At 73.5% G+C, this 21277-nt stretch carries 25 protein-coding genes and 2 rRNA genes; 23 read left to right on the top strand and 4 right to left on the bottom strand.

What is annotated here, in order from left to right:
* Window positions 1-130: ribosomal RNA gene (locus ACME2J_RS18775) — 23S ribosomal RNA — on the top strand; the annotation flags it as partial.
* 70 nt (window positions 131-200) lie between these two features.
* A 5S ribosomal RNA gene (gene rrf / locus ACME2J_RS18770) occupies window positions 201-317 on the top strand.
* Between the two features lie 490 nt (window positions 318-807).
* Here rrf and ACME2J_RS18765 read toward each other — a convergent pair.
* From ACME2J_RS18765 to ACME2J_RS18755, 3 genes are all read right to left on the bottom strand, one after another.
* The gene (locus ACME2J_RS18765) at window positions 808-1104 is read right to left on the bottom strand and encodes a hypothetical protein (RefSeq protein WP_495546472.1); all 297 of its coding nucleotides are present in this window, start codon (window positions 1102-1104) and stop codon (window positions 808-810) included.
* A gap of 135 nt (window positions 1105-1239) precedes the next feature.
* A complete protein-coding gene (locus ACME2J_RS18760; RefSeq protein ID WP_495546471.1) occupies window positions 1240-2349 on the bottom strand; it encodes an isocitrate/isopropylmalate family dehydrogenase in 1110 nt (369 codons plus the stop codon).
* A 54-nt stretch (window positions 2350-2403) separates the two neighbouring features.
* Window positions 2404-2994 (bottom strand): HDIG domain-containing metalloprotein, encoded by a 591-nt coding sequence (locus ACME2J_RS18755; RefSeq protein WP_495546470.1) that lies wholly within the window; start codon window positions 2992-2994, stop codon window positions 2404-2406.
* Window positions 2995-3054: 60 nt separating this feature from the next.
* Between ACME2J_RS18755 and murA the strand changes: the two genes are divergently transcribed.
* The 8 genes from murA to hisF are packed head-to-tail and all read left to right on the top strand — an operon-like array spanning window position 3055 to window position 10031.
* Entirely contained in the window at window positions 3055-4356 is a 1302-nt protein-coding gene (gene murA, locus ACME2J_RS18750; RefSeq protein ID WP_495546469.1) for a UDP-N-acetylglucosamine 1-carboxyvinyltransferase, read from the top strand.
* A 19-nt stretch (window positions 4357-4375) separates the two neighbouring features.
* A complete protein-coding gene (gene hisZ / locus ACME2J_RS18745) occupies window positions 4376-5335 on the top strand; it encodes an ATP phosphoribosyltransferase regulatory subunit (RefSeq protein ID WP_495546468.1) in 960 nt (319 codons plus the stop codon).
* Complete coding sequence (gene hisG, locus ACME2J_RS18740; RefSeq protein ID WP_495546467.1) at window positions 5332-5967, top strand: ATP phosphoribosyltransferase; 636 nt, start codon at window positions 5332-5334, stop codon at window positions 5965-5967. Before hisZ ends, hisG begins: the two co-directional genes overlap by 4 nt.
* Window positions 5957-7201 (top strand): histidinol dehydrogenase, encoded by a 1245-nt coding sequence (gene hisD / locus ACME2J_RS18735; protein ID WP_495546466.1) that lies wholly within the window; start codon window positions 5957-5959, stop codon window positions 7199-7201. The genes hisG and hisD overlap by 11 nt, the downstream gene beginning before the upstream one ends.
* A complete protein-coding gene (hisB, locus tag ACME2J_RS18730) occupies window positions 7198-7797 on the top strand; it encodes an imidazoleglycerol-phosphate dehydratase HisB (RefSeq protein WP_495546465.1) in 600 nt (199 codons plus the stop codon). Before hisD ends, hisB begins: the two co-directional genes overlap by 4 nt.
* Window positions 7794-8450 carry an imidazole glycerol phosphate synthase subunit HisH gene (gene hisH, locus ACME2J_RS18725; protein WP_495546464.1) on the top strand — a complete coding sequence of 219 codons (657 nt, stop codon included), beginning with the start codon at window positions 7794-7796 and terminating at the stop codon, window positions 8448-8450. The genes hisB and hisH overlap by 4 nt, the downstream gene beginning before the upstream one ends.
* A complete protein-coding gene (hisA, locus tag ACME2J_RS18720; RefSeq protein WP_495546463.1) occupies window positions 8447-9235 on the top strand; it encodes a 1-(5-phosphoribosyl)-5-[(5-phosphoribosylamino)methylideneamino]imidazole-4-carboxamide isomerase in 789 nt (262 codons plus the stop codon). The genes hisH and hisA overlap by 4 nt, the downstream gene beginning before the upstream one ends.
* A 25-nt stretch (window positions 9236-9260) precedes the next feature.
* The gene (gene hisF, locus ACME2J_RS18715) at window positions 9261-10031 is read left to right on the top strand and encodes an imidazole glycerol phosphate synthase subunit HisF (protein ID WP_495546462.1); all 771 of its coding nucleotides are present in this window, start codon (window positions 9261-9263) and stop codon (window positions 10029-10031) included.
* 57 nt (window positions 10032-10088) lie between these two features.
* On the opposite strand, the gene ACME2J_RS18710 is transcribed toward hisF, so the two are convergent.
* A complete protein-coding gene (locus ACME2J_RS18710) occupies window positions 10089-11618 on the bottom strand; it encodes a PQQ-binding-like beta-propeller repeat protein (protein WP_495546461.1) in 1530 nt (509 codons plus the stop codon).
* Window positions 11619-11709: 91 nt separating this feature from the next.
* Here ACME2J_RS18710 and ACME2J_RS18705 point away from each other — a divergent pair, with 91 nt between their 5' ends.
* The 13 genes from ACME2J_RS18705 to uppS all read left to right on the top strand — a co-directional run bounded on the left by ACME2J_RS18705 (window position 11710) and on the right by uppS (window position 21234).
* A complete protein-coding gene (locus ACME2J_RS18705) occupies window positions 11710-12906 on the top strand; it encodes a tRNA nucleotidyltransferase/poly(A) polymerase family protein (RefSeq protein WP_495546460.1) in 1197 nt (398 codons plus the stop codon).
* Entirely contained in the window at window positions 12903-13628 is a 726-nt protein-coding gene (locus ACME2J_RS18700; protein WP_495546459.1) for a purine nucleoside phosphorylase YfiH/LACC1 family protein, read from the top strand. The genes ACME2J_RS18705 and ACME2J_RS18700 overlap by 4 nt, the downstream gene beginning before the upstream one ends.
* On the top strand, window positions 13616-14299 hold the full coding sequence (locus ACME2J_RS18695) for a YggS family pyridoxal phosphate-dependent enzyme (protein ID WP_495546458.1): 684 nt from the start codon (window positions 13616-13618) through the stop codon (window positions 14297-14299). The genes ACME2J_RS18700 and ACME2J_RS18695 overlap by 13 nt, the downstream gene beginning before the upstream one ends.
* 82 nt (window positions 14300-14381) lie before the next feature.
* Window positions 14382-14915: a cell division protein SepF gene (locus ACME2J_RS18690; RefSeq protein WP_495546457.1), complete on the top strand. Its 534-nt coding sequence runs from the start codon at window positions 14382-14384 to the stop codon at window positions 14913-14915.
* Between the two features lie 53 nt (window positions 14916-14968).
* A complete protein-coding gene (locus ACME2J_RS18685) occupies window positions 14969-15739 on the top strand; it encodes a pyrroline-5-carboxylate reductase family protein (RefSeq protein WP_495546456.1) in 771 nt (256 codons plus the stop codon).
* 3 nt (window positions 15740-15742) lie between these two features.
* Window positions 15743-16060, top strand: coding sequence for a YggT family protein (locus tag ACME2J_RS18680; protein WP_495546455.1), 318 nt, complete (start codon window positions 15743-15745; stop codon window positions 16058-16060).
* Window positions 16057-16578 carry a signal peptidase II gene (gene lspA / locus ACME2J_RS18675; protein WP_495546454.1) on the top strand — a complete coding sequence of 174 codons (522 nt, stop codon included), beginning with the start codon at window positions 16057-16059 and terminating at the stop codon, window positions 16576-16578. The genes ACME2J_RS18680 and lspA overlap by 4 nt, the downstream gene beginning before the upstream one ends.
* Entirely contained in the window at window positions 16556-17452 is an 897-nt protein-coding gene (locus tag ACME2J_RS18670) for an RluA family pseudouridine synthase (RefSeq protein ID WP_495546453.1), read from the top strand. Before lspA ends, ACME2J_RS18670 begins: the two co-directional genes overlap by 23 nt.
* A gap of 128 nt (window positions 17453-17580) precedes the next feature.
* Window positions 17581-18597, top strand: coding sequence for a 30S ribosomal protein S2 (gene rpsB / locus ACME2J_RS18665; RefSeq protein WP_495546452.1), 1017 nt, complete (start codon window positions 17581-17583; stop codon window positions 18595-18597).
* Window positions 18590-19192: a translation elongation factor Ts gene (gene tsf / locus ACME2J_RS18660; RefSeq protein WP_495546451.1), complete on the top strand. Its 603-nt coding sequence runs from the start codon at window positions 18590-18592 to the stop codon at window positions 19190-19192. The genes rpsB and tsf overlap by 8 nt, the downstream gene beginning before the upstream one ends.
* Before the next feature lie 14 nt (window positions 19193-19206).
* Window positions 19207-19965 (top strand): UMP kinase, encoded by a 759-nt coding sequence (gene pyrH, locus ACME2J_RS18655; RefSeq protein WP_495546450.1) that lies wholly within the window; start codon window positions 19207-19209, stop codon window positions 19963-19965.
* Entirely contained in the window at window positions 19962-20528 is a 567-nt protein-coding gene (frr, locus tag ACME2J_RS18650; RefSeq protein WP_495546449.1) for a ribosome recycling factor, read from the top strand. The genes pyrH and frr overlap by 4 nt, the downstream gene beginning before the upstream one ends.
* Before the next feature lie 31 nt (window positions 20529-20559).
* Window positions 20560-21234, top strand: coding sequence for a polyprenyl diphosphate synthase (uppS, locus tag ACME2J_RS18645; RefSeq protein WP_495546448.1), 675 nt, complete (start codon window positions 20560-20562; stop codon window positions 21232-21234).
* Window positions 21235-21277 lie beyond the last annotated feature (43 nt).

The raw sequence follows: 21277 nt of genomic DNA, 5'->3' as shown, positions 1-21277 counted from the left end.
CCTCGAGATGAGCTCTCCCATCCCCTTGAGGGAGTAAGACCCCTGGTAGACCACCAGGTTGATAGGCCGGAGCTGGAAGCGCGGTGACGCGTGAAGGTGACCGGTACTAATGGGTCGAGGGCTTGACGGTAATTTTTTCTGATACTCGGTTGTGGCGCTGTGCGGTTTCGAAGGGCCTGCGGAAGGCGCTCTCGCGATTTTCCGGTGGCTTTGGCGAGAGGGAAACACCTCTTCCCATTCCGAACAGAGCAGTTAAGCCTCTCAGCGCCGATGGTACTTGGCCCGCAAGGGCCTGGGAGAGTAGGTCGCCGCCGGTTTACCTTGAACGAGCCGTCCCTTCGGGGGCGGCTCGTCGTGTTTCTGGGGTCGGCTGTGCCGGCGCCGAGGAGGGGCTCCGGGTCGTGGGGCGGACCCGCGCGCTGAGACCGACGGCCCGGAGCTCGCGAGGCCGAGCCAGGGGGCCCGTAGCGGCAGAGGGAGGGGCGGCGCCGCGCGGGGCGTGCCGGATCGGCGCGCCGGGGCCGGTCGGCCGGGCCCGTCCTTAGAGCCTCAGGGCGTCGCCGCCCGGGCGCGGCCTGCGCGCGCGGACCGCAGGCCTGCGCCGTCACGGCGTGCTTCACGCGACCCGGAGGCCGGGGGGCGGTCCAGTCCGCCCTCATGAGAGCCGCGGGGTGTGGCGTCACGGCCTGCTTCACCCGATCCGGGGGCCGGCGGCCCGCCCGCCCGCACGCGAGCCGCAGGGGCCGCGGCGGTCCTGCCCGCGGGCCCTGCGGCTCTCGTGTCGGCGGGGCGGCCCTCCCAGGCTGGTCAGCCGAGCGCGCGATCGTGCTCGAGATGACGCCGCCGCCGGCCGGGCGTGCCCTGGGGACGCGCCTCGGCGCAGCTCAGCCCCGTCGACTCCGGCGCGCCGGGACGTCGCCGGTGACGCGGGAAGGCGTCGACCGGGACGGAGTGCACGCAGAGCCCCGAGCGGTCTTCGACGTCGGCGGGCGGGCTGGAGACGTCCTCCAGCAGCGCGAAGCTCACGACGGCGTCGATGCACCGGCGCGCGAACCGGCGGAAGCCGTGGTCGTCCGGGCGGCGGGTGTCGGTCGGGGAGAACATGTGTTCGCCAAGCTACGCAGGGGGTCGGACGTCAACCGGCGCGAACGGACGTTCGCGCGCCGCGCGGAGCGAAAAAGCCGCTCTTTACGGGCTTTTCGGCGCGGGCCGGCTGCAAGCGATCTTGCGCCCCGGTGCTCAGACGGTGCTCCCGAGCGAGCTCCAGACGTCGACCTTCGTCTTGATGCGCTCCACGACGTCCGTCGTGAACTCCGTCGTCGACGCGTGCCCGCCGAGGTCCGGGGTCCGGGTGCCCGCTGCGGTGGCCTCGAGGACGGACTCGTACACCGCGCGGGACGCCCGGGCGGCGTCCGGCCGGTCGCGGCCCTCGGCGACGTAGTGGAGGACCGCCGCGCAGCTGAGGATCATCGCCATCGGGTTCGCGACGTCCTTCCCCTGGAGCGCCGGGGCGGTGCCATGGGGAGCCTCGGCCATCGCGACGGTCGTGCGGTAGTCCTCGTCGAAGGCGAGGAGCACGCTCTCGGCCCCGGCGATCGAGCCGAACATGGGCATGACGAGGTCGCTGAGGCAGTCGCCGTCGCGGTTGAGGGCCGGGATGACGAGGGGTGTCTCGGTGGCCCCGGAGATGAGGCCGGCGTACGTCGCGTCGATGAGCACGGGCCGGTAGGTGACGTCCGGGTGGCGCTCGGCGGCGGCGTCCATCTCCTCCTTGAGCATGCCCTCGTAGACGGGGGAGACGGTCCACTTCGGGCCGCCGTACACCTTGCCGCCCATCTTCCGCGCGGTCTGGAAGGCGTAATCGGCGACGGCGCGGCAGACCGAGCGCGTGATCCGCTCGGTGCGGAGCGCGACCTCGTCGGGCGACCCCGGCTCGCCCTCCCGCGACTCGGCCGCCCCGTAGGCGTCGCCGACCGCCATGCGCACGACGCTGATCGGGTGGTAGGTCCCGCCGAGCGGCGTCACGCCCGGGATCCGGCGGCCCGTGCGGACGATGACCTTGCCGTCGATGCCCTCGCGCAGCAGGCGGTTGGGGGACCCGACGTCGTCCTTGCCCTCGGGCGTGACCGTCGCGGCCTTGATCCCGAACCCCGAGGCGCGCATCGCGGCCGCGGCCTCGCTGACGACCGCGTTGTCCGTCGCCCGCCGGTTCTCGAGCGAGAGGTCGTAGCGCTCGAGGTCGAGGTCGACGCCGACGACGTCGGGGGCGAGGACGCGGACGGCCTGCTCGAGCAGCTCCTGGCCGGTCTCGTCACCCTCGAGGATGGTGATCTTCACTGGCGCGCTCATCTGCGCCTGACCCTACCGGCCCCCGACGGCCCGCTCAGGGGGCGGGGCGCGGGCTCAGGCCTCGCCGGCGAGCTCGAGCTCGCCGGCGTGCGGCTCGAGCGCGGAGATGACGAAGGCGATGTGCGCGTCGAGCGGGGCGCCGAGGTCCTCGGCGCCCTGGCGGATGTCGTCCCGGTCGACGGCGGCGGCGAACGCCGGCGTCTTCAGCTTCTTCTTCACGGACTTCGGGGTCATGCCCACGAGGCCTTGCGGGCGCACGGCCGCGACGGCGACGACGAACCCGCAGAGCTCGTCGACCGCGTAGAGCGTCTTCTCGAGATCGGACTCGCGCGGCACGCCCATGAAGTCCGCGTGCGACGCGATCGCCCGCACGAGCTCCGGAGGCTGTCCCATCTCCTCGAGGACGCGCAGCGCCGTGCGCGGATGGCCGTCCTCGGCGTCCATGTCCGGGTGGCGCTCGTAGTCCATGTCGTGCAGGAGTCCGGCGAGCGCCCAGAGCTCCTGCTCGGATTCCGGCAGGCCGCGCTCACGCGCCGCGGCGGCCATCGCGAGCTCGACGCAGCGGCAGTGGCGGCGCAGCGACGGCGAGGTGACCCAGTCGCAGAGCAGGGCCCATGCCTCGTCACGCGAAAGCATCGGCGACATGGGTGTTACCCTAGCCCAGCCCGCGGGCCGGACCTCCGCCCCCGCAGCCGCCCCCGAGCCATGCAGAAGTTCGTCATCGACGGCGGTGTTCCGCTGTCCGGCACCGTCACGCCGGCCGGCAACAAGAACGCCGCTCTTCCCATCCTCGCCGCCTCCGTCCTCACGACGGAGGAGGTCGTCGTGCGCAACGTCCCGCGGATCCGCGACGTCGACGCGATGCTCTCCGTCCTCGAGGGCCTCGGGGTGCGCGTCGAGTGGCGCGGCGCCAACGAGGTCGCGCTCGACGCCTCGGGCGTCGAGCCCGGCGCGAAGATCGACCGCGCCCACGCCGAGCGGATCCGCGCGTCGTTCCTGCTCGCGGGACCGCTCCTCGCCCGCTTCGGGCGCTGCGAGATGCCGCCGCCCGGCGGCGACGTCATCGGCCGGCGGCGCCTCGATCCGCACCTCGACGCCTTCCAGGCGCTCGGGGCGCGCTACAGCCACCGCCGCGACATCGTCCTCGAGGCCCCGGGCGGGCTCCGCGCCGGCGAGGTCTTCATGGACGAGCCGTCGGTCATGGGCACGGAGAACGCCCTCCTCGCCGCCGCGCTCACCCCCGGCGTCACCGTCATCGGGAACGCCGCCTGCGAGCCGCACGTCCAGGACCTCGCGCGCATGCTCCAGAAGATGGGCGCCGACATCCAGGGCATCGGCTCGAACGTCCTCACGGTGACCGGCCGCGACGAGCTCGGCGGATGCGTGCACGACGTCTCGCCTGACCACATCGAGATCGGCTCGTTCATCGCGCTCGCCGGCGTCACCGGGGGAGAGCTGCGCATCCGCGACTGCGCTCCCGGCGACCTGCGGATGATCCTCCTCGTCTTCCGCCGCCTCGGCCTCCACACGATCCTCGACGGCGACGACGTCCTCGTGCCCGGCGACCAGACGCTCGTCGCCTCCCGCGACGTCGGCGAGCACAAGAGCAAGATCCAGGACGGGCCCTGGCCCGCCTTCCCCGCGGATCTCACCTCGATCGCCGTCGCGCTCGCGACCCAGTGCGACGGCTCGGTGCTCATCCACGAGTGGATGTTCGAGAACCGCCTCGTCTTCACCGACAAGCTCGTCCTCATGGGCGCCGACATCACGCTGTGCGACCCCCACCGCGCGATCATCAGCGGGCCGTCGCGGCTGCGCGGCGAGCGGGTCGAGTCGCCGGACATCCGCGCCGGCATGGCGATGCTCATCGCCGCGCTCTGCGCCGAGGGGCGCAGCGAGATCGGGAACATCCGGCAGATCGACCGCGGCTACGAGCGCATCGACGAGCGCCTCCGCGGCCTGGGTGCGCGCATCCAGAGGGTCGACGACGACAAGCGCCCCGGCTGACGGTGCGCCGCCCCGAGCGATGATCCACCCCCTTCCCAGCGGCACGCGCGACGTCCTCCCGGACGAGATGAGCGAGCTCCGCGAGATCACCGAGTCGATCCGCCACGCGCTCGCCGGCAGCGGGTACGGCGAGGTCTGGACGCCGGCGATCGAGTACGAGTCGCTCGTCGGGCGGCCCGAGGACGCGCGAGGCGTCTACCGGCTCTTCGACGAGCACGGCGAGGTCCTCCTCCTGCGCTCGGATCTCACCGTGCCGATCGCCCGCGTCGCGGCGACCCGCTACGCGCACGCCGAGCCGCCGCTGCGCTTCTGCTCCTTCGCCCACGTCTACCGCGGCGTCACCCCGCACCGCGGACAGATGCGCGAGACGCTCCAGGCGGGCGCCGAGCTGCTGGGCGCGCCGGCGCCCGACGGGACGGCCGAGGTCCTCACGGTGCTCTGCGCGGCGCTCGACGCCACGGGCCTGCGGGACTACCGGATCGGGCTCGGGGACGCCTCGCTCTATCCCGCGCTCCTCGCGGCGCTCGACGTCCCCGTCGAGGCGCGTGAGGGCCTGCTGGAGGCGCTCGTCGAGCGCGACCACGTCGCGCTCGAGGCCGCCCTCGAGGGGCTGCACCTCCCCGCGGAGGACAGCGAGATCCTCTCGCGGATCCCGCGGACGCGCGGAGGCCCCGAGGTGCTCGACGCGCTGCTCTCCGGCCGCGTCGCCGGCAGCGCCGCCGGGCTGCGCGCGGTCCTCGAGCGCCTCGACGACGCCGTCCGCGAGCGCGTCATCCTCGACCTCGGCCTCCTCCGCGATCGCGGGTACTACACGGGCGCCGTCTTCGAGGTGTACGCGCCGGGGGTCGGCATGCCCCTCGGCGGCGGCGGCCGCTACGACGAGCTGCTCGCGCGGTTCGGTCGCGACCTGCCCGCCGTCGGGTTCTCGCTCGGCGTCGACCGCGTCCACCTCGCGCTCGCCGCGGAGGCGTCGTCATGAGCCCGACGAGGGGCCTCACGATCGCCGTGCCGCGAGGCGCGCTCCTCGGCGGCACGCTCGACCTGCTCGACGTCCTCGGCGTCGACACCCGCGAGGTCCGCGAGAACGATCGCAAGCTCCTCTTCGCCGACGTCGGCATCGTCACGATGCGTCCGAGCGACGTGCCGACCTACGTGGAGGCCGGGGCCGCCGACATCGGCATCACCGGCAAGGACGTGCTGGTCGAGCAGTCCGAGCGCGAGGTCTACGAGCTGCTCGACCTCGACTACGGCCGCTGCACGATGGTCGTCGCGAGCGTCGAGGGGCCCGACCCCGCCGCGGAGGCCCTCCGCCGGCTCGGCGTCATGCGGGTCGCGACGAAGTACCCGAAGACAGCGGCTGCGCACTTCGAGGCGACCGGACGCCAGGCGGAGATCGTCGAGGTGAAGGGCTCCGTCGAGCTCGCGCCGCTGACCGGTCTCGCCGAGGCGATCGTCGACCTCACGGCGACCGGGACGACGCTCCGCGAGAACGGCCTCGTCATCCGCGAGGAGCTCTTCGTCGCGACGGCGCGGCTCATCGCCAACCCCGTCGCCCACAAGCTGAAGGCGACCGCGATCGACGATCTCGTCGGGAGGCTCCGTGCGCGCTGAGCGCCGCAGCGTCCCGGCCGGTGCCGAGGCGGTCGGCGCCGCGCGGATGCGGGCGCTCATCGAGGGCGGGGAGTCGGTCGCGGAGGGCGTCGCCGACATCATCAGCGTCGTGCGCGAGGGCGGCGACGCCGCGCTCGCCGAGCTCGTCGCGCGGCTCGACGGGACGGGCGGGGCGCCCATCGCCGTCGCTCCGGGCGAGATGCGGGAGGCCCTCGACGTCCTCGACCCGTCCGTCCGCGCCGGCCTGGAGACGGCGATCGCGAACGTCCGCGCGGTCGCCGAGGCGAGCATCTCGGCCGACGAGGACATCGAGCTTCCGCAGGGCCACCGCATCCGGCTGCGCGAGGTGCCCGTCCGGCGCGCGGCGGTCTACGTGCCCGGCGGGCGCGCGCCGTACCCGAGCACGGTCGTCATGGGCGTCGTCACGGCCCGCGCCGCCGGGGTCGAGGACGTCGTCGTCTGCGCCCCCGGCTCGCACCCGGTCATCCTCGCCGCGTGCGCGCTCTGCGGCGCCGACGCGGTCTACCGGATGGGCGGCGCCCACGCCGTCGCCGCGCTCGCCTACGGGACCCCGTCGATCCCGCGGGTCGACGTCATCGCCGGCCCCGGCAACCTCTGGGTGCAGGAGGCGAAGCGCCAGGTCTCCGGGGACTGCGGGATCGACGGGTTCTACGGGCCGAGCGACGTGCTCGTCGTCGCCGGTGACGGGGCCGACCCCTCGCTCGTGGCGATCGACCTGCGCGCCCAGGCCGAGCACGGCGAGGGGACGCTCGTCGTCGCGGCGAGCGCGGACGCGGCGTTCCTCGACGAGGTCGCCTCCGAGCTGGCGCGGTCACCGGACACGGGTGCGGTCGCGGGGCTCGTCGAGCTCGTCGACGGCGCCGACCCGATCGCGTTCGCCGACGCCTTCGCGCCCGAGCACCTCGAGCTCGTCGGCGGCGACGTCGAGGCGCGTGCAGGAGAGGTGCGCAGCGCGGGGTGCGTCTTCGTCGGCGCGTCGGGGGCCACCGCGTTCGGCGACTACGTCGCCGGCTCGAACCACTCGCTGCCGACCGGCGGCGCCGCGCGGTACGCCTCGGCGCTCTCGGTGCGTGCGTTCCGCCGCCGCATCTCGGAGGTCCACGTCGGCGACGCCGCCGGGGCGCTCGCGCGCGCCGCCGAGCCGGTCGCCCGAGCCGAGGGATTCGACGTGCACGCGGACTCGATGGTCGTGCGACAGAATCCCCGGGCGTGACCGACCGCCGCGCCGAGATCAGCCGCCGCACCGGCGAGACCGACGTCTCGCTCTCGATCGTGCTCGACGGCGCGGGGGAGGGGACGCGGGCGACGGGCGTCGGCTTCCTCGACCACATGCTCGACCTCCTCGCGCGGCACGGCCGCCTCGATCTCGAGGTGCGTGCGAAGGGCGATCTCGAGACCGGCGCCCATCACACGGTCGAGGACACCGGCATCGTGCTCGGACAGGCGCTCGACGAGGCGCTCTCCGACCGCGCCGGGATCCATCGCTACGGGCACGCCGTCGTCCCGATGGACGAGGCCCGGGCGAGCTGCACGCTCGACATCTCCGGTCGCCCGCTCTGCGTCTTCGAGGCGCCGGGGCTCCCGGCGGGGAACACCGGGGGCTTCGACCACGAGCTCGCCGAGGAGTTCTTCCGCGCCGTCGCGATGTCCGCGCGGCTCACCGTGCATCTCCGCGTCGAGGCCGGCACGAACGCGCACCACATGATCGAGGCGGCGTTCAAGGCCTTCGCGCGGGCGCTCCGCGCCGCGATCACCATCGACCCGACGGAGACCGGCGTCCCGTCGACGAAGGGCACGCTCACCGGATGACCGCCGCCGACGCGCCCACCGTCGCGGTCGTCGACTACGGGACGGGGAACCGCCGCAGCGTCGAGAAGGCGCTCGAGCGGATCGGCGCGCGTGCGGAGATCACCCGCGACCCCGCCGAGCTCCGGCGGGCCGACGGGCTCCTCGTCCCGGGCGTGGGCGCGTTCCCCGCCGCGATGGCCGCGCTCCGCGAGCACGGTCTCGTCGACCTCCTGCGCGAGCGCGCGGACGCCGGGGTCCCGATCTTCGGTGCATGTCTCGGGATGCAGCTCCTCTTCGAGGGCTCGAGCGAGCACGGCGGCGCCGAGGGGCTGGGGCTCCTTCCGGGGGAGGTCGTGCGGCTCGACACGCTGCCCGGGTTCCCCGTCGGGCTGAAGCTGCCGCACATCGGGTGGAACGAGGTCCGGTGGGCCCGTGCGACGCCGATCAACGAGGCGCTGCCCGACCCGACGCCCTTCTACCACGTGCACTCGTTCGCACCCGTCCCGTCCGACGACGAGGTGGTCATCGGGCGCAGCGACTACGGTGTGAGCTTCGCGAGCGTCGTCGGGCGGGGCCGGGTCTTCGGAGCCCAGTTCCATCCCGAGAAGTCCTCCGTCCACGGGCTCGCGATGCTCGCGAACTTCGCCCGCCTCTGCAGCACCGTCACCGCATGATCCTCTATCCCGCCATCGACATCTCCGACGGCAAGGCCGTCCGCCTCGTCCAGGGCGACTTCGACGCGAAGACCGTCTACGAGGACGACCCCCTCGAAGCGGCACGCGCCTGGGTCGAGGCCGGGGCCCGCTACCTCCACGTCGTCGACCTCGACGGCGCGAAGCAGGGCGAGCCCGCGAACCTCCACCACGTCGAGCGCATCACGCACGAGCTCGCGGTCCCCGTCCAGCTCGGGGGCGGCCTGCGCTCGCTCGCCTCGGTGCGCTCCGCGCTCGACGCCGGCGTCGAGCGGGTGATCCTCGGCACCGCTGCGTTCACGAACGTCGACTTCCTCGACGACGTCCTCGGCGCCTACCGCGGGGACCGGGTCATCGTCTCCGTCGACACGCGCGGCGGGATGATCTCGACGCACGGGTGGCAGGAGACGACGACGATCCCCGCGGAGTCCGTCATCGAGCAGCTCCAGAACCGCGGGGTCCGCTCCTTCGTCTACTCGAACGTCGACCGCGACGGCATGCTCCAGGGCCCCGACCTCGAAGAGGTCCGGCGGATCGCCGGCGTCGTGCGCGGGCGGTTCATCTACTCGGGCGGGATCGGCCGCGTCGAGGACCTCGCCGGGCTCGCCGCGCTACGCCAGGTCAACCTCGGCGGCGTCATCGTCGGCAAGGCCCTCTACGAGCGCCGCTTCACGATCCAGGAGGCGCACGAGGCGCTCGACCCCCGCCGCTCGGCGAGCGGCTCGTCGTCGTCGCGCAGCGACCTCTTCGACCCCGGTCGCGACTGACGCGCCCCACGGGACGGATCCCGTCATGCACCTCAAGCGCGTCATCCCCTGCCTCGACGTCGACGCCGGCCGCGTCGTGAAGGGCACGAACTTCGTCGACATCCGCGACGCGGGCGACCCCGTCGAGCTGGCCGAGCGCTACGACGCCGGCGGCGCCGACGAGCTCGTCTTCCTCGACATCACCGCGACGCACGAGAAGCGCGACACGATCGTCGACCTCGCCCGGCGCACGGCGGACAACGTCTTCATCCCGTTCACGATCGGCGGCGGCATCCGCTCGATCGCCGATGCGCAGGCCGTCCTCGACGCCGGGGCGGACAAGGTCTCGGTGAACAGCGCCGCCGTCGCGCGACCCGAGCTCGTCGGCGAGCTCGGCGACCGCTTCGGCGCGCAGTGCGTCGTCCTCGCGGTCGACGCGAAGGCGCGGCCGGACGGCTCCGGCTGGGAGGTCTACGTCGCCGGCGGCCGCACGCCCACCGGCCGCGACGTCGTCGAGTGGGTGCGCGAGTGCGTCGAGCGCGGAGCCGGGGAGATCCTCCTCACGAGCATGGACCGCGACGGGACGAACGACGGGTACGACCTCGCGCTGACGCGAGCGGTCGCCGACGCGGTCGGCGTGCCCGTCATCGCCTCGGGCGGCGCGGGGACGCTGGACCATCTCGTCGAGGCGCTCCAGTCGGGCGCCGACGCGGCGCTCTGCGCGTCGATCTTCCACTACGGCCGGCACACCGTCGAGGAGGCGAAGGCGCACCTCGCGGCAGCGGGCGTCCCCGTCCGGACCGTCGTGGCCCCCTGACGCTTTGCATCTCGACAGCCAGATCTGGCTGTCGAGATGCAAAGCGCCTGGGCTCGGTCAGTCGCGGCCGTGCTTCGGGCGGCAGATCGTCCGGTCGTCGGAGGACCGCTTGAAGCAGACGAGCGGGGCGGGGCGCCGGCAGACGCGCTTGCCGTTCGAGCGGTAGCAGAACTTCACGCCCGAACGGCGCAGGCGGTTGCGCTCGCGGATCGCGCGGCGCCGCTTCTCCACGCGCCGCTCGATCGCGCGACGGCGCTCCACCTGCTTGCGCTCGGCCGCGGTCGGGCGCGCGTCGAAGGCGTAGAGGCTCGTCTGGCCCGTGATGAAGATCGAGCGACCCGTCGAGACGACCGGGTTGAAGGCTCCCCGGCCGAAGCGCCAGATGCGCCGACCCGACGTCGCGGTGACCGCGACGGTCTCCTTCTCGAGGGTCGAGTAGAACGCGAGGTCGCCGAGGACGACGATGCCGCCGGAGATCCGCCCGCCGGCGGGCTTCGACCAGCGCACGCGGCCGGAGCGGGCGTCGAGGGCGTAGAGCCGCCGGTCGTAGGAGCCGATGAAGACGGTCGGGCCGCGGCCGCGGATGTCGGCGACGGCCGGGGTCGAGTAGACGAAGCCGCCCGTCTCCTTCCTCCATGCGAGCTTCCCGGTGCGGGCCGAGAACGAGTAGACGCCGCCGTCGGTGTTCCCCAGGTAGACCCGGCCGAAGGCGACCGCGGGAGTCGAGTAGAAGTTGCCCGACCGCCCGAAGCTCTCGCCCGAGGTGCCGCTCCGCCACACGAGCCGGCCGGTGTCGGCGTCGAGCGCCGAGACGTTGCCCGCGTAGTCGCCGAAGAAGAGCTTGCCGTTCTCGAGCGCGAGCGCCCCCTTCACCGCGCCCTTCGCCTTGTGCTTCCAGCGGACGTACCCGTCGCGGGCCCGCAGCCCGTAGACGGTGCCGTCCTCGCTGCCGAAGTAGAGCCAGCCGCGGTGCACGAGGGGCGAGGACTCCGACCGGCTGGGGAGCTTGCGCGACCAGCGGACGCTGCCGTCACCCGGCCGGAGCGCCATCACGCGGCCCTTCTTGACGCCCTTCTCGCGCTCGAGCACCGTGACGAACACGGTGCCGTACGCATAGGCGGGCGCGCTCGCCGCGAGGTAGCCGACCTTCTTCTTCCAGCGGACCTTGCCCGTCTTGCGGGTGAGCGCGTAGAGCGCGGCGTTGTTCTTGAGGAGGAAGAGGGACCGGGCGCCGAGGACGGGCGAGAACTCGAGGAGGATCTTCCCCCCGAGCTTCCAGCTGCGCTTGAACGGGGGGCGGATCGGCTTCTCGAGCGGGAGGTGGCTCGTGCGTGACTTCGTCAGGCCGTAGTGCGGCCAGGAGAACGGCCGGCCCGCATCCGAGGCCCCGGCGTCCTCGGCGGCGGGCTCCTCGACGACGGGGGTCTCCGGGGCATCCGCGGAGAACTCCACGTCGGGGTTCGAGATGTCGCCCTCCTCCGACTGGAGGGCGAGCGTGCCCGCGATGCCGGCGGCGAGGCCGGCGAGCAGGAGGACGAGACCGGCGGCGATGAGCGCCGGCCTCCGTCGGCGCGCGCCCGAGGACATCGGTACAAGGTAGCCAGGGGCGCAGCTGGGCGCTCCTCTTCCGGAGCCGGCCCGGCGGGGTCCCAGCCGGGCGAACCGGGACAATGGGGGCGTGCGGACCGCCGTGGACATCCTCGAGGCCCTGCGCGCGATGCCCGGCCTGGCCCCCGCGCTCGACGCGCTCGCGGGCGTGCCGGCCCTCTGGGCGGTCGGCGGCTCGGTCCGGGACGCGCTGCTCGGCCGCGATGCCCGCGAGCTCGACCTCGTCGCCGAGGACGACGACGCTCTCGCCGCGGCGCTCGCCGCGCTGGGCGGGGACGCGGTCGTCCACGACCGCTTCGGCACCGCCACGGTCGCCCCGACCGCCGACCGGATCGGCGTCGACCTCGTCCGCGCGCGGGCCGAGACGTACCCCGCCCCCGGCGCCCTCCCGGAGGTGCGACCTGGGTCTCTCGACGACGATCTCGCGCGCCGCGACGTCACCGTCAACGCGATCGCCGTGCGGCTCGCGGAGCCCGCGGGCTTGCGCGCCGCCCCCGGCGCGCTCGACGATCTCGCCGCCGGTCGCCTGCGCGTGCTCCACGAGCGGAGCTTCCTCGACGATCCCACGCGGATCTGGCGGATCGCCCGCTACGCGGCGCGTCTCGGGTTCGCGCCCGACGACGGGACGCGCGCGCTCGCCCGCGCCGCGGGCGCGGACGTCCTCGCGACGGTGAGCGGGCCGCGTCTCGGCCAGGAGGTCCGGCTCGCGCTCCGGGAGCCCGACCCGCTCGCGGCGCTGCGGGCCGCACACGACCTGCAGCCCGCGCTCCTCCCCGAGGGCGCCGACCTCGACCCCGCCGGGCTCGGGGAGGCGCTCGACCTCCTCCCGGCGGACGGGGACCCCGGGCTCCTCGTCCTCGCCGCCTGCATGCGCGGCGTCGACAGCGCCCGCCTCGTCGGATGGCTCGACGCGCTCGCCTTCCCCGCGCCCGCCCGCGACGTCGTCGCCGCCGGCTCGCGCGAGGTCGTGCGCGCGCCGCTCGGACGTGCGCGGAGCGCGAGCGAGGTCGCCCGCGCCGCGCGGGGCGCTCCCGTCGAGGTCGTCGCGCTCGCCGGCGGCGACAACGCCCGCCGCTGGATCGAGGAGCTGCGGCACGTCCGTCCCGCGGTGAGCGGCGAGGACCTCCTCGCCGCCGGGGTCCCGCAGGGCCCCGAGATCGGGCGCCGCCTCGCGCGGGCCCGCGACGCCCAGCTCGACGGCGTCGCGCCGGACCGCGCCTCCCAGCTCGCGGTCGCCCTCGGCGATGCGGACGGGGGAGAGGGATGAGGCCCGGTCTCCCCGCGCCCTTCCGCTGGGAGGACGGCGCGATCGCCGCGCGCGTCCCTGGTGCCGAGCTCCGCTTCACGACGCGGCTCGGCGGCGTGAGCACCGGCCCGTACGCCGCGCTCAACCTCGGGCCGTGGACGGACGACGACCCCGAGGCGGTCGAGGAGAACCGGGCGCGAGCCGCGGCGCTCGCCGGCCGGCCGCTCGCGGGCGTCCGCCAGGTCCACGGCGCCGACGTCCACCGCGCCGACGGGAGCGTCGTCGACGCGGACGCGGTCGTGACGGCCGAGCGTGCTCATGCCCCGTGCGTCCTCGTCGCCGACTGCCTCCCCATCCTCCTCGCCACGCCGTCGGCCGTCGCGGCCGTCCACGCCGGCTGGCGGGGGCTCGCCGCGGGTGTGGTCGGGCGGTCCCTGCAGGCGCTCCGCGCCCTCGACCCGGAGGGCGCCGTCACCGCCGCGTTCGGGCCGGCCGCGCGGGTCTGCTGCTACGAGGTGGGCGACGAGGTGCGCGAGGCGTTCGCCGCCCACGGGTCCGCGGTCCGCGAGGGCCGCAGGATCGATCTCGCGGCCATCGCCGCGTCGGACCTCCGGGCGCAAGGCGCCACGAGCGTCCTCGACACCGGCTTCTGCACGCTCTGCGGCCCCCGAGACCTCTTCTTCTCGCATCGTCGCGACGGCGGCGTCACCGGCCGTCAGGGAGGCATCGCATGGCGGAGCTGATCCGCGGGCTGGACCCCGCCCGCGTCCGCGCGAACGTCGAGGCGGTCCGAGAGGAGATCGCCGACGCCTGCGCCGTCTCCGGACGCGACCCCGCGGACGTCGAGCTGGTCGCGGCCGTGAAGTACGTCGCGGTCGAGGAGCTCCCGGTCCTCGCGGAGGCCGGCCTCCGCGTCCTCGGCGAGAACCGGGCGCAGGAGCTCCTCCGGAAGGCCGCCGCCTGGGAGGAGGCGGATCTCGGCCCCGTCGTCTGGGACTTCATCGGACATCTGCAGAGCCGCAAGGTGAAGGACCTCGTCGGTCGGGTCGGCCGCATCCACTCGGTCGCGAGCGACAGCGCGCTCGGGCGCCTGGGCCGCCTCGCGGAGGCGGGGGAGGCGGTCCCGCACGTCCTCGTCGAGGTCAACGTCGCCGGAGAGGAGGGCAAGAGCGGGATCACGCCGGCCGATCTCCCCGCCTTCCTCGAGCGGTCCCCGGTCCCCGTCGAGGGGCTCATGACGATGCCGCCGCTCGCCGGCGACCCCGAGGAGAGCCGCCCTTTCTTCGCGGCTCTCGCCGAGCTCGCCGCCGAGAACGGCCTGCGCGAGCTGTCGATGGGGACGACGCAGGACTTCCCGGTCGCCGTGCAGGAGGGCGCCACCATCGTCCGCGTCGGCAGCCGCCTCTACCGCTGAGGGTCGCCCTCGACGCACGCGACCGTGCGTCGAGCCGATCTTGCAGGGGAAATCGCTCGAGGCGCGTAGAATCCTTGGTGCGATGGCCCTTCGAGACTCCTGGCACCGCACGCTCGTGTACTTCGGCCTGGCCGAGGAGCGCGACCCCGTGTACGAGGACGACTACGACGACGACGACGTCGCTCCCGAGGCTGAGCTCGAGGAGCGCTACCGCGAGCGTCCGAACGTCCGGCGCCTGCGCCGCCGGGACGAGTTCGACGACATCTTCGCCGACGAGCCCGGTGAGAGCCCGCGGACGACGCAGCTCCGCGCCGTCGCGGGGAACGGGCGCAGCCGGGACGTCCGCGTCCACCTCGTCATCCCGAAGAGCTTCAACGACGCGCAGCAGGTCGCGGACAAGTTCAAGGACTCGATCCCGGTCGTCCTCAACCTGCAGTCGACGGACAACGACCTCAACAAGCGGCTCATCGACTTCGCGAGCGGGCTCACCTACGCGCTCGACGGCGGGATGCAGCGGATCGCCGACAAGGTCTTCATGCTCACCCCGCGCAACGTCGAGATCTCGGCCGAGGAGCGGGCGGAGCTCATCGAGAAGGGCTTCTTCAACCAGTCCTGACGGCGGCGGGCGGCGAGCCCTCCGGGCACGCGGTCCGTACAGTGTCCGACGCGATGCAGATCGGCCTCATCGGTTCCGGCAACATGGCGCGCGCGATGGCGCGCGGCTGGGGCCGTCCCGTGCTCTGCACCGATGTCGTCCCCGAGCGGGCCCGCGGCCTCGCGGAGGAGACCGGCGGCGAGGCCGTCGCCTCGAACGCCGAGCTCGCCCGCCGCGCCGACGTCGTCGTCCTCTGCCACAAGCCGGGGCAGCTCGCCGAGGTCGCGGCGGACGTCGCACCGCACGCCCGGGCCGTCGTGTCGATCCTCGGCGGCGTCCCGCTCGCCGCTCTGCGCGAGGCGTATCCCGGCCGGCCCGTGCTCCGGCTGCTCCCCAGCACACCGGTCGAGGTGCGGGCGGGCGTCGTGCTCCTCGCCGACGACGGGGACCCGGAGCTCGAGAGCGAGCTCGGTCGCGCCGTCGCCGGCCTCGCGGGCGAGCTCGGGACGCTCGTCCGCCTCCCGGAGGGTCAGGTCGACGTCGCGATGGGACTCATGAGCAACGCCCCGGCCTACATGGCCCTCGTCGCCGAGGCCCAGATCGACGCAGGTGTCCGCCACGGCTTGCCGGCCCCGCTCGCCGCCGAGCTCGCGGTCGCGACGATGGCGGGGACGGCCGAGCTCCTGCGCCACCGCGGCCACGACACGCTCGCGGTCCGCCGCGAGGTCACGTCGCCCGGCGGGTCGACCGCCCGCGGCCTCGACGCCCTCGAGCGGGGCGGCCTGCGCACCGCCTTCTCAGACGCCCTCGACGCGGTCCTGCAGACCCGCACCCCCGGAGCCTGACCGATGATCACCGCCGCCTTCCTGCCGATCGCCGCCGCCCGCGACGACATCGCCGACTTCGTCCAGACGCTCATCTTCGTCTACGTCCTCCTCATCATCGCCTACATCCTCACGAACCTCTTCTTCGGATTCGGCGGGCGCATGCCGTACAACCGCGTCGGCAGCGCGGTCATCGGCTTCCTCCACGACACGGTCGAGCCGTACCTCCGCATCTTCCGGAAGTTCATCCCGCCGCTCGGGCCCCTCGACCTCAGCCCGATCGTCGCGATCTTCGCCCTGCAGATCGCGGGAGCGATCGTCGTCGGGATCATCCGCGGGTGAGCGGCGAGGCCGTCCGCCCGCGGGCGCGCGCCTGGCGGCGTGCAGGCCTCGTCCTCGCGCTCGTCCTCGCCCTCGACCAGCTCACGAAGGTCCTCGTCCGCTCGGGACTCGAGCCGGGGCACAGCGACCCGATCCTCCCCGCGCTCAAGCTCGTCTACGTCGAGAACCGCGGCATCGCGTTCGGCGCGTTCTCCGGTGGCGGGCAGGAGATCGTGTACGCGGTCATCGCCGTCGCGCTCGTCGCTCTCCTCGCGTACTTCGCGAGGCACGCCGACCAGCCGGGCATCTGGCTCCCGACCGGGCTCCTGCTCGGCGGCGCGATCGGCAACCTCATCGACCGGGCGGTCGAGGGCGCGGTGACCGACTTCCTCAAGCTCCCCGCGTGGCCGGCCTTCAACATCGCCGACATCGCGATCACGGGGGGCGTGCTCGCGCTCCTCGTCGTCCTCGAGCGCAGCGAGCGCGCACGCGAGCGCGAGCGCGAGCAGGTGGCCGATGGAGCTGCGGATCCCGGCTGAGGCGGCGGGCCGCCGCCTCGACGCGCACCTCGCGGAGCACCTCGGGTCCCGCTCGCGCGCGGCGCGCCTCATCGAGGCCGGCGCCGTCCTCGTCGACGGCGAGACCGCCCGGAAGCGGAGGCTCCTCGAGGGCGGCGAGACGGTCACCCTCGACGAGAGCGCGGACGCTCCGCCGCCCGTGCCGGCGGAGCCGGGTCCGGACGTCGAGGCCCACGTCGTCCACGAGGACGCCCACCTGCTCGTCGTCGACAAGCCGGCGGGGCTCGTCGTGCACCCGGCCCGCGGGCACGCGCACGGGACGCTCGCGCAGGCGCTCGCCGGGCGCGCGGCGGGCGGGGAGGAGGGCGAGCGCGCAGGGATCGTCCACCGCCTCGACAAGGACACGAGCGGGCTGCTCGTCGTCGCGAAGGACGAGGCGACCCACCGCGCCCTCAAGCGCCTGCTGCAGGCCCGCGAGATCACCCGCGAGTACCTCGCTCTCGTCGAGGGACGGCCGCCCGCCCGCACGGGGACGATCGACGCGCCGATCGGTCGCGACCGGCGGGTCCGCACGCGGATGTCCACCGACACGGACGTGCCGCGCGAGGCGGTGACCCACTTCGCCCTCGAGCGCGCGTTCCCGCGCACCTCGCTCCTGCGCGTGACGCTCGAGACCGGCCGCACGCACCAGATCCGCGCCCACCTGCGCGAGATCGGGCATCCCGTCTGCGGTGACCCCGAATACGGTCGCGCCGGGCTGCTCGGTCTCGAGCGGCAGTTCCTGCACGCGACGCGGCTCGCGTTCGACCATCCGGTGACCGGCGAGCGGATCGACATCACCTCGCCGCTCCCGCCGGATCTCGCCGAGGCGCTGGATCGGGCCGCGGTCGCGTAGAATCGCGGTCGTTCACGTCCCCGTCCCCGTCGACCACCCGTCCACGCACCCTGCCCGGGCATCCCGCCCGGGAACGTGATCGGGCCGGCGGACCGCAGTCCACACCGAATTCCACAAGGGAGCAGTCCATGCCCGCAGCAGTCGGCATCAAGGAGCTGCTGGAGGCCGGAGTCCACTTCGGCCATCAGACGCGCCGCTGGAACCCGAAGATGCGCCGCTTCATCCACGGCGAGCGCGGCGGCATCTACATCATCGACCTCCTCGAGACCGAGCGTCGCCTCCGGGAGGCGCAGGACTTCGTCACGCGCATCTCGCAGCGCGGCGGCAGCGTCCTCTTCGTCGGCACGAAGAAGCAGGCTCGCGACGCGATCAAGGAGGTCGCGGAGTCCTGCGGCCAGCCGTACGTCAACCACCGCTGGCTCGGTGGCCTCCTCACGAACTTCCAGACGATCAGCACGCGCATCAAGCGCCTGCACGACCTCGAGCGCTACGAGACCGAGGGGCAGCTCCAGCTGCTCCCGACCCGCGAGCGCATGGCGGCGATCGCGGACCTCGAGAAGCTCCGCGCGAACCTCGGCGGCGTGAAGAACATGCAGCGCCAGCCCGACGCGATGTTCGTCATCGACCTCAAGACGGAGGCGATCGCGGTGCGCGAGGCCCAGCGCCTGCGCATCCCGATCATCGGCGTGGTCGACACCAACTGCGACCCGGACGGCATCGAGTTCGTCGTCCCGGGCAACGACGACGCGATCCGCTCGTGCCTCGTCGTGACGCGGGCGATCGGCGACGCGGTCGCCGAGGGCCGCGGCCAGTTCCTCGCGGCCGAGGAGGAGCGCCAGCGCCGCGAGGCGGAGGAGCGCGCCCGCCGCGACGCCGAGGAGCGCGCCCGCCGCGAGGCCGAGGCCCAGGCGAAGGCCGAGGCCGAGGCGAAGCAGGCGGCCGCCGACGCCGCCGAGAGCGCGCCGGCGCAGACGACGCCCGACGCGGCCCAGGCGCCGCAGACCCCGCCCTCCGCGGGGGCCGCGCCGACCCCGTCGGCTCCGCAGGCCGGCACCGAGACCTCCCAGGCCGACCCGGCGGAGCCCGCCCCGACCCCCGAGCCCGCGCCCGAGGCCCCGGCGCAGGAGGACAAGAGCAATGGCTGAGATCACCGCACAGGACGTGAAGGCCCTTCGCCAGCAGACCGGCGCGGGCATGATGGACTGCAAGAACGCCCTCGCCGAGGCGGGCGGCGACATGGACAAGGCCGTCGAGCTCCTGCGCGTGAAGATGGGCAACAAGCTCGGCAAGCTCGCCGACCGCGAGGCGGCCGAGGGCACGATCCAGTCCTACATCCACGCCGGCGGCAAGGTGGGCGTCCTCGTCGAGGTCGACTGCAACACCGACTTCGTCGCCCGCAACGAGGACTTCGTCACGTTCGCTCGCGAGGTCGCGATGCACATCGCCGCGACGCCGACGGTGAAGTACGTGTCGGTCGACGACGTGCCCGAGGAGGCGAAGGAGGCCGAGCGGCGCGTCTTCGAGCAGCAGGCCGCCGACAAGCCGGAGCACATCCGGCCGAAGATCGTCGACGGCATGCTCGGCAAGTGGTACGGCGAGGTCGTGCTCCTCGAGCAGCAGCACGTCAACGCCGACAAGTACGAGAACAAGACGATCGAGCAGCTCCGCGGCGATCTGTCGGCGACGACCGGCGAGAACGTCGTCATCCGCCGGTTCGCCCGCTTCGCCGTCGGCGAGTAGGCTCGCCGACGGCCATGGCAGACGACGCGCGCGGAGAGGCACCGCAGGGCACGGGCGGGGACGCGGTCTTCGACCGCATCCTGCTCAAGCTCTCGGGCGAGGCGCTCCTCGGATCGCTCGACTACGGGACCGATCCGGAGCGCCTGCGCGCCGTCGCGTCCCAGGTGAAGGCGGTCCGGGAGCGCGGCGTCGAGATCGCGATCGTCGTCGGCGCCGGCAACATCTACCGCGGGATGACGGGCGCCGCCGCGGGCATGGACCGCGCGACCGCCGACTACATGGGCATGCTCGCGACGCTCCTCAACGCGCTGCCCCTCCAGGACGCCCTCGAGAAGGTCGGCGTGGACACCCGCGTGCAGTCGGCGATCCACGTCGCCGAGGTCGCCGAGCCCTATCTGCGGCGCCGGGCGATCCGTCACCTCGAGAAGGGCCGGGTCGTCATCTTCGCCGCAGGCACCGGCAACCCGTTCTTCACGACCGACACGGCCGCGGCGCTGCGCGCGACCGAGATCCACGCGGACGCGCTGCTCATGGCGAAGAACGGCGTCGAGGGCGTCTTCAGCGGCGACCCGAGGGTCGACCCGGACGCGCGCTTCATCGAGCGCATCTCGCACATGGAGGCGCTGCAGCGCGAGCTGAAGGTGATGGACGCGACGGCGCTCACCCTCTGCATGGAGAACCGGCTGCCGATCCACGTCTTCAACATGGACGACGAGCGCAACATCGACCGGATAGTGTCCGGCGAGCGCGTGGGAACCCTGGTGCACACATGAGCGAGATGATCGATGAGCTGCTCGCCGACGCCCGCGAGCGGATGAAGAAGAGCGTCGACGCGACGATCCACGAGTACGGATCGGTGCGGACCGGCCGCGCGAGCCCGCAGATCGTCGACCGCGTCATGGTCGACTACTACGGCACCGTCACGCCGCTCAAGCAGCTCGCGACGATCAGCGCGCCCGAGGCGCGGCTCGTCACGATCCAGCCGTTCGACCAGGGGTCGATCCGGGCGATCGAGAAGGGCATCCAGGAGGCCGACCTCGGGCTCACGCCGAGCAACGACGGCCGCATCATCCGCCTCGCGGTCCCCGAGCTCAACGAGGAGCGCCGCCGCGACCTCGTGAAGGTCGTGCGGAACATCGCCGAGGAGGGCCGCATCCGCGTCCGCAACATCCGCCGCGACGTCATGAGCGACCTCAAGGAGCTCAAGGACGAGGGCGAGGTGGGCGCCGACGACGAGCGGCGCGGTGAGGAGACGCTGCAGAAGCTCACCGACGAGCACGTCGCTGCCCTCGACTCCGCCCTGAAGACCAAGGAAGCGGAGATCCTCGAGGTCTGAGCCTCGGGGATCCCCGGGGGCAGGTCGCGAGATGGGCGACGAGGACGCGCGCTACGTCGCGATCATCACCGACGGCAACGGCCGTTGGGCGCAGAGCCGCGGCCTCCCCGTGGCGGACGGGCACCGCGCCGGCGCCGACACCGTGAAGGCCCGGCTCCGCGACGCCGCCGAGTGGGGGATCCGCGAGCTCACCGTCTACTCGTTCTCGACGGAGAACTGGTCACGTCCCGCCGAGGAGGTGACCGCGCTCATGCGGATGTTCTCGGAGAGGCTGAGGACCGAGACCCCCGAGCTCCGCGACGAGGGCGTCCGCATGCGGTTCATCGGACGCCGCGACGGCGTCCCGGGCGTGCTCTGCGAGCAGATGGACGAGGCCGAGGCCGAGACGGCCGGCGGTGAGCGCATCACTCTCTTCGTCGCGTTCAACTACGGCGGCCGGGCCGAGATCATCGACGCCGCGGCGCGCTACTCCGGAGGCGGCGAGGAGGAGTTCGCGAAGCTGCTCTACGCCCCGGAGATGCACGATCCCGACCTCGTCATCCGGACGAGCGGGGAGCAGCGGATGTCGAACTACCTCCTCTGGCAGTCGGCCTACTCCGAGCTCGTCTTCGCACCGGAGCTCTGGCCCGACTACGACCGCGACGCGTTCCGCCGATCGCTCTACGCCTACCGCGACCGCGTCCGGCGCTTCGGGGGCCGGGCGTGAGCACGCCGCGTCGCGGCGGAGGCGGACGGCGGCCTCCCCGGGG

It is taken from the genome of Paraconexibacter sp., from assembly GCF_059438195.1.
Note: the sequence above shows the minus strand (reverse complement) of the source record. Positions and strands in the feature narration are given on the sequence as shown.

Bases quoted from the DNA above. Each gene is read 5' to 3' on its own strand.
- ACME2J_RS18690 (WP_495546457.1), top strand. From the start codon at position 14,382: ATGGCCCTTCGAGACTCCTGGCACCGCACGCTCGTGTACTTCGGCCTG.
- ACME2J_RS18710 (WP_495546461.1), bottom strand. From the start codon at position 11,618: ATGTCCTCGGGCGCGCGCCGACGGAGGCCGGCGCTCATCGCCGCCGGT.
- ACME2J_RS18700 (WP_495546459.1), top strand. From the start codon at position 12,903: ATGAGGCCCGGTCTCCCCGCGCCCTTCCGCTGGGAGGACGGCGCGATC.
- hisA (WP_495546463.1), top strand. From the start codon at position 8,447: ATGATCCTCTATCCCGCCATCGACATCTCCGACGGCAAGGCCGTCCGC.
- murA (WP_495546469.1), top strand. From the start codon at position 3,055: ATGCAGAAGTTCGTCATCGACGGCGGTGTTCCGCTGTCCGGCACCGTC.
- ACME2J_RS18755 (WP_495546470.1), bottom strand. From the start codon at position 2,994: ATGTCGCCGATGCTTTCGCGTGACGAGGCATGGGCCCTGCTCTGCGAC.
- ACME2J_RS18760 (WP_495546471.1), bottom strand. From the start codon at position 2,349: ATGAGCGCGCCAGTGAAGATCACCATCCTCGAGGGTGACGAGACCGGC.
- ACME2J_RS18670 (WP_495546453.1), top strand. From the start codon at position 16,556: ATGGAGCTGCGGATCCCGGCTGAGGCGGCGGGCCGCCGCCTCGACGCG.
- hisG (WP_495546467.1), top strand. From the start codon at position 5,332: ATGAGCCCGACGAGGGGCCTCACGATCGCCGTGCCGCGAGGCGCGCTC.
- ACME2J_RS18680 (WP_495546455.1), top strand. From the start codon at position 15,743: ATGATCACCGCCGCCTTCCTGCCGATCGCCGCCGCCCGCGACGACATC.
- frr (WP_495546449.1), top strand. From the start codon at position 19,962: ATGAGCGAGATGATCGATGAGCTGCTCGCCGACGCCCGCGAGCGGATG.
- rpsB (WP_495546452.1), top strand. From the start codon at position 17,581: ATGCCCGCAGCAGTCGGCATCAAGGAGCTGCTGGAGGCCGGAGTCCAC.
- ACME2J_RS18685 (WP_495546456.1), top strand. From the start codon at position 14,969: ATGCAGATCGGCCTCATCGGTTCCGGCAACATGGCGCGCGCGATGGCG.
- hisF (WP_495546462.1), top strand. From the start codon at position 9,261: ATGCACCTCAAGCGCGTCATCCCCTGCCTCGACGTCGACGCCGGCCGC.
- ACME2J_RS18695 (WP_495546458.1), top strand. From the start codon at position 13,616: ATGGCGGAGCTGATCCGCGGGCTGGACCCCGCCCGCGTCCGCGCGAAC.
- pyrH (WP_495546450.1), top strand. From the start codon at position 19,207: ATGGCAGACGACGCGCGCGGAGAGGCACCGCAGGGCACGGGCGGGGAC.
- ACME2J_RS18765 (WP_495546472.1), bottom strand. From the start codon at position 1,104: ATGTTCTCCCCGACCGACACCCGCCGCCCGGACGACCACGGCTTCCGC.
- hisZ (WP_495546468.1), top strand. From the start codon at position 4,376: ATGATCCACCCCCTTCCCAGCGGCACGCGCGACGTCCTCCCGGACGAG.
- hisH (WP_495546464.1), top strand. From the start codon at position 7,794: ATGACCGCCGCCGACGCGCCCACCGTCGCGGTCGTCGACTACGGGACG.
- tsf (WP_495546451.1), top strand. From the start codon at position 18,590: ATGGCTGAGATCACCGCACAGGACGTGAAGGCCCTTCGCCAGCAGACC.
- uppS (WP_495546448.1), top strand. From the start codon at position 20,560: ATGGGCGACGAGGACGCGCGCTACGTCGCGATCATCACCGACGGCAAC.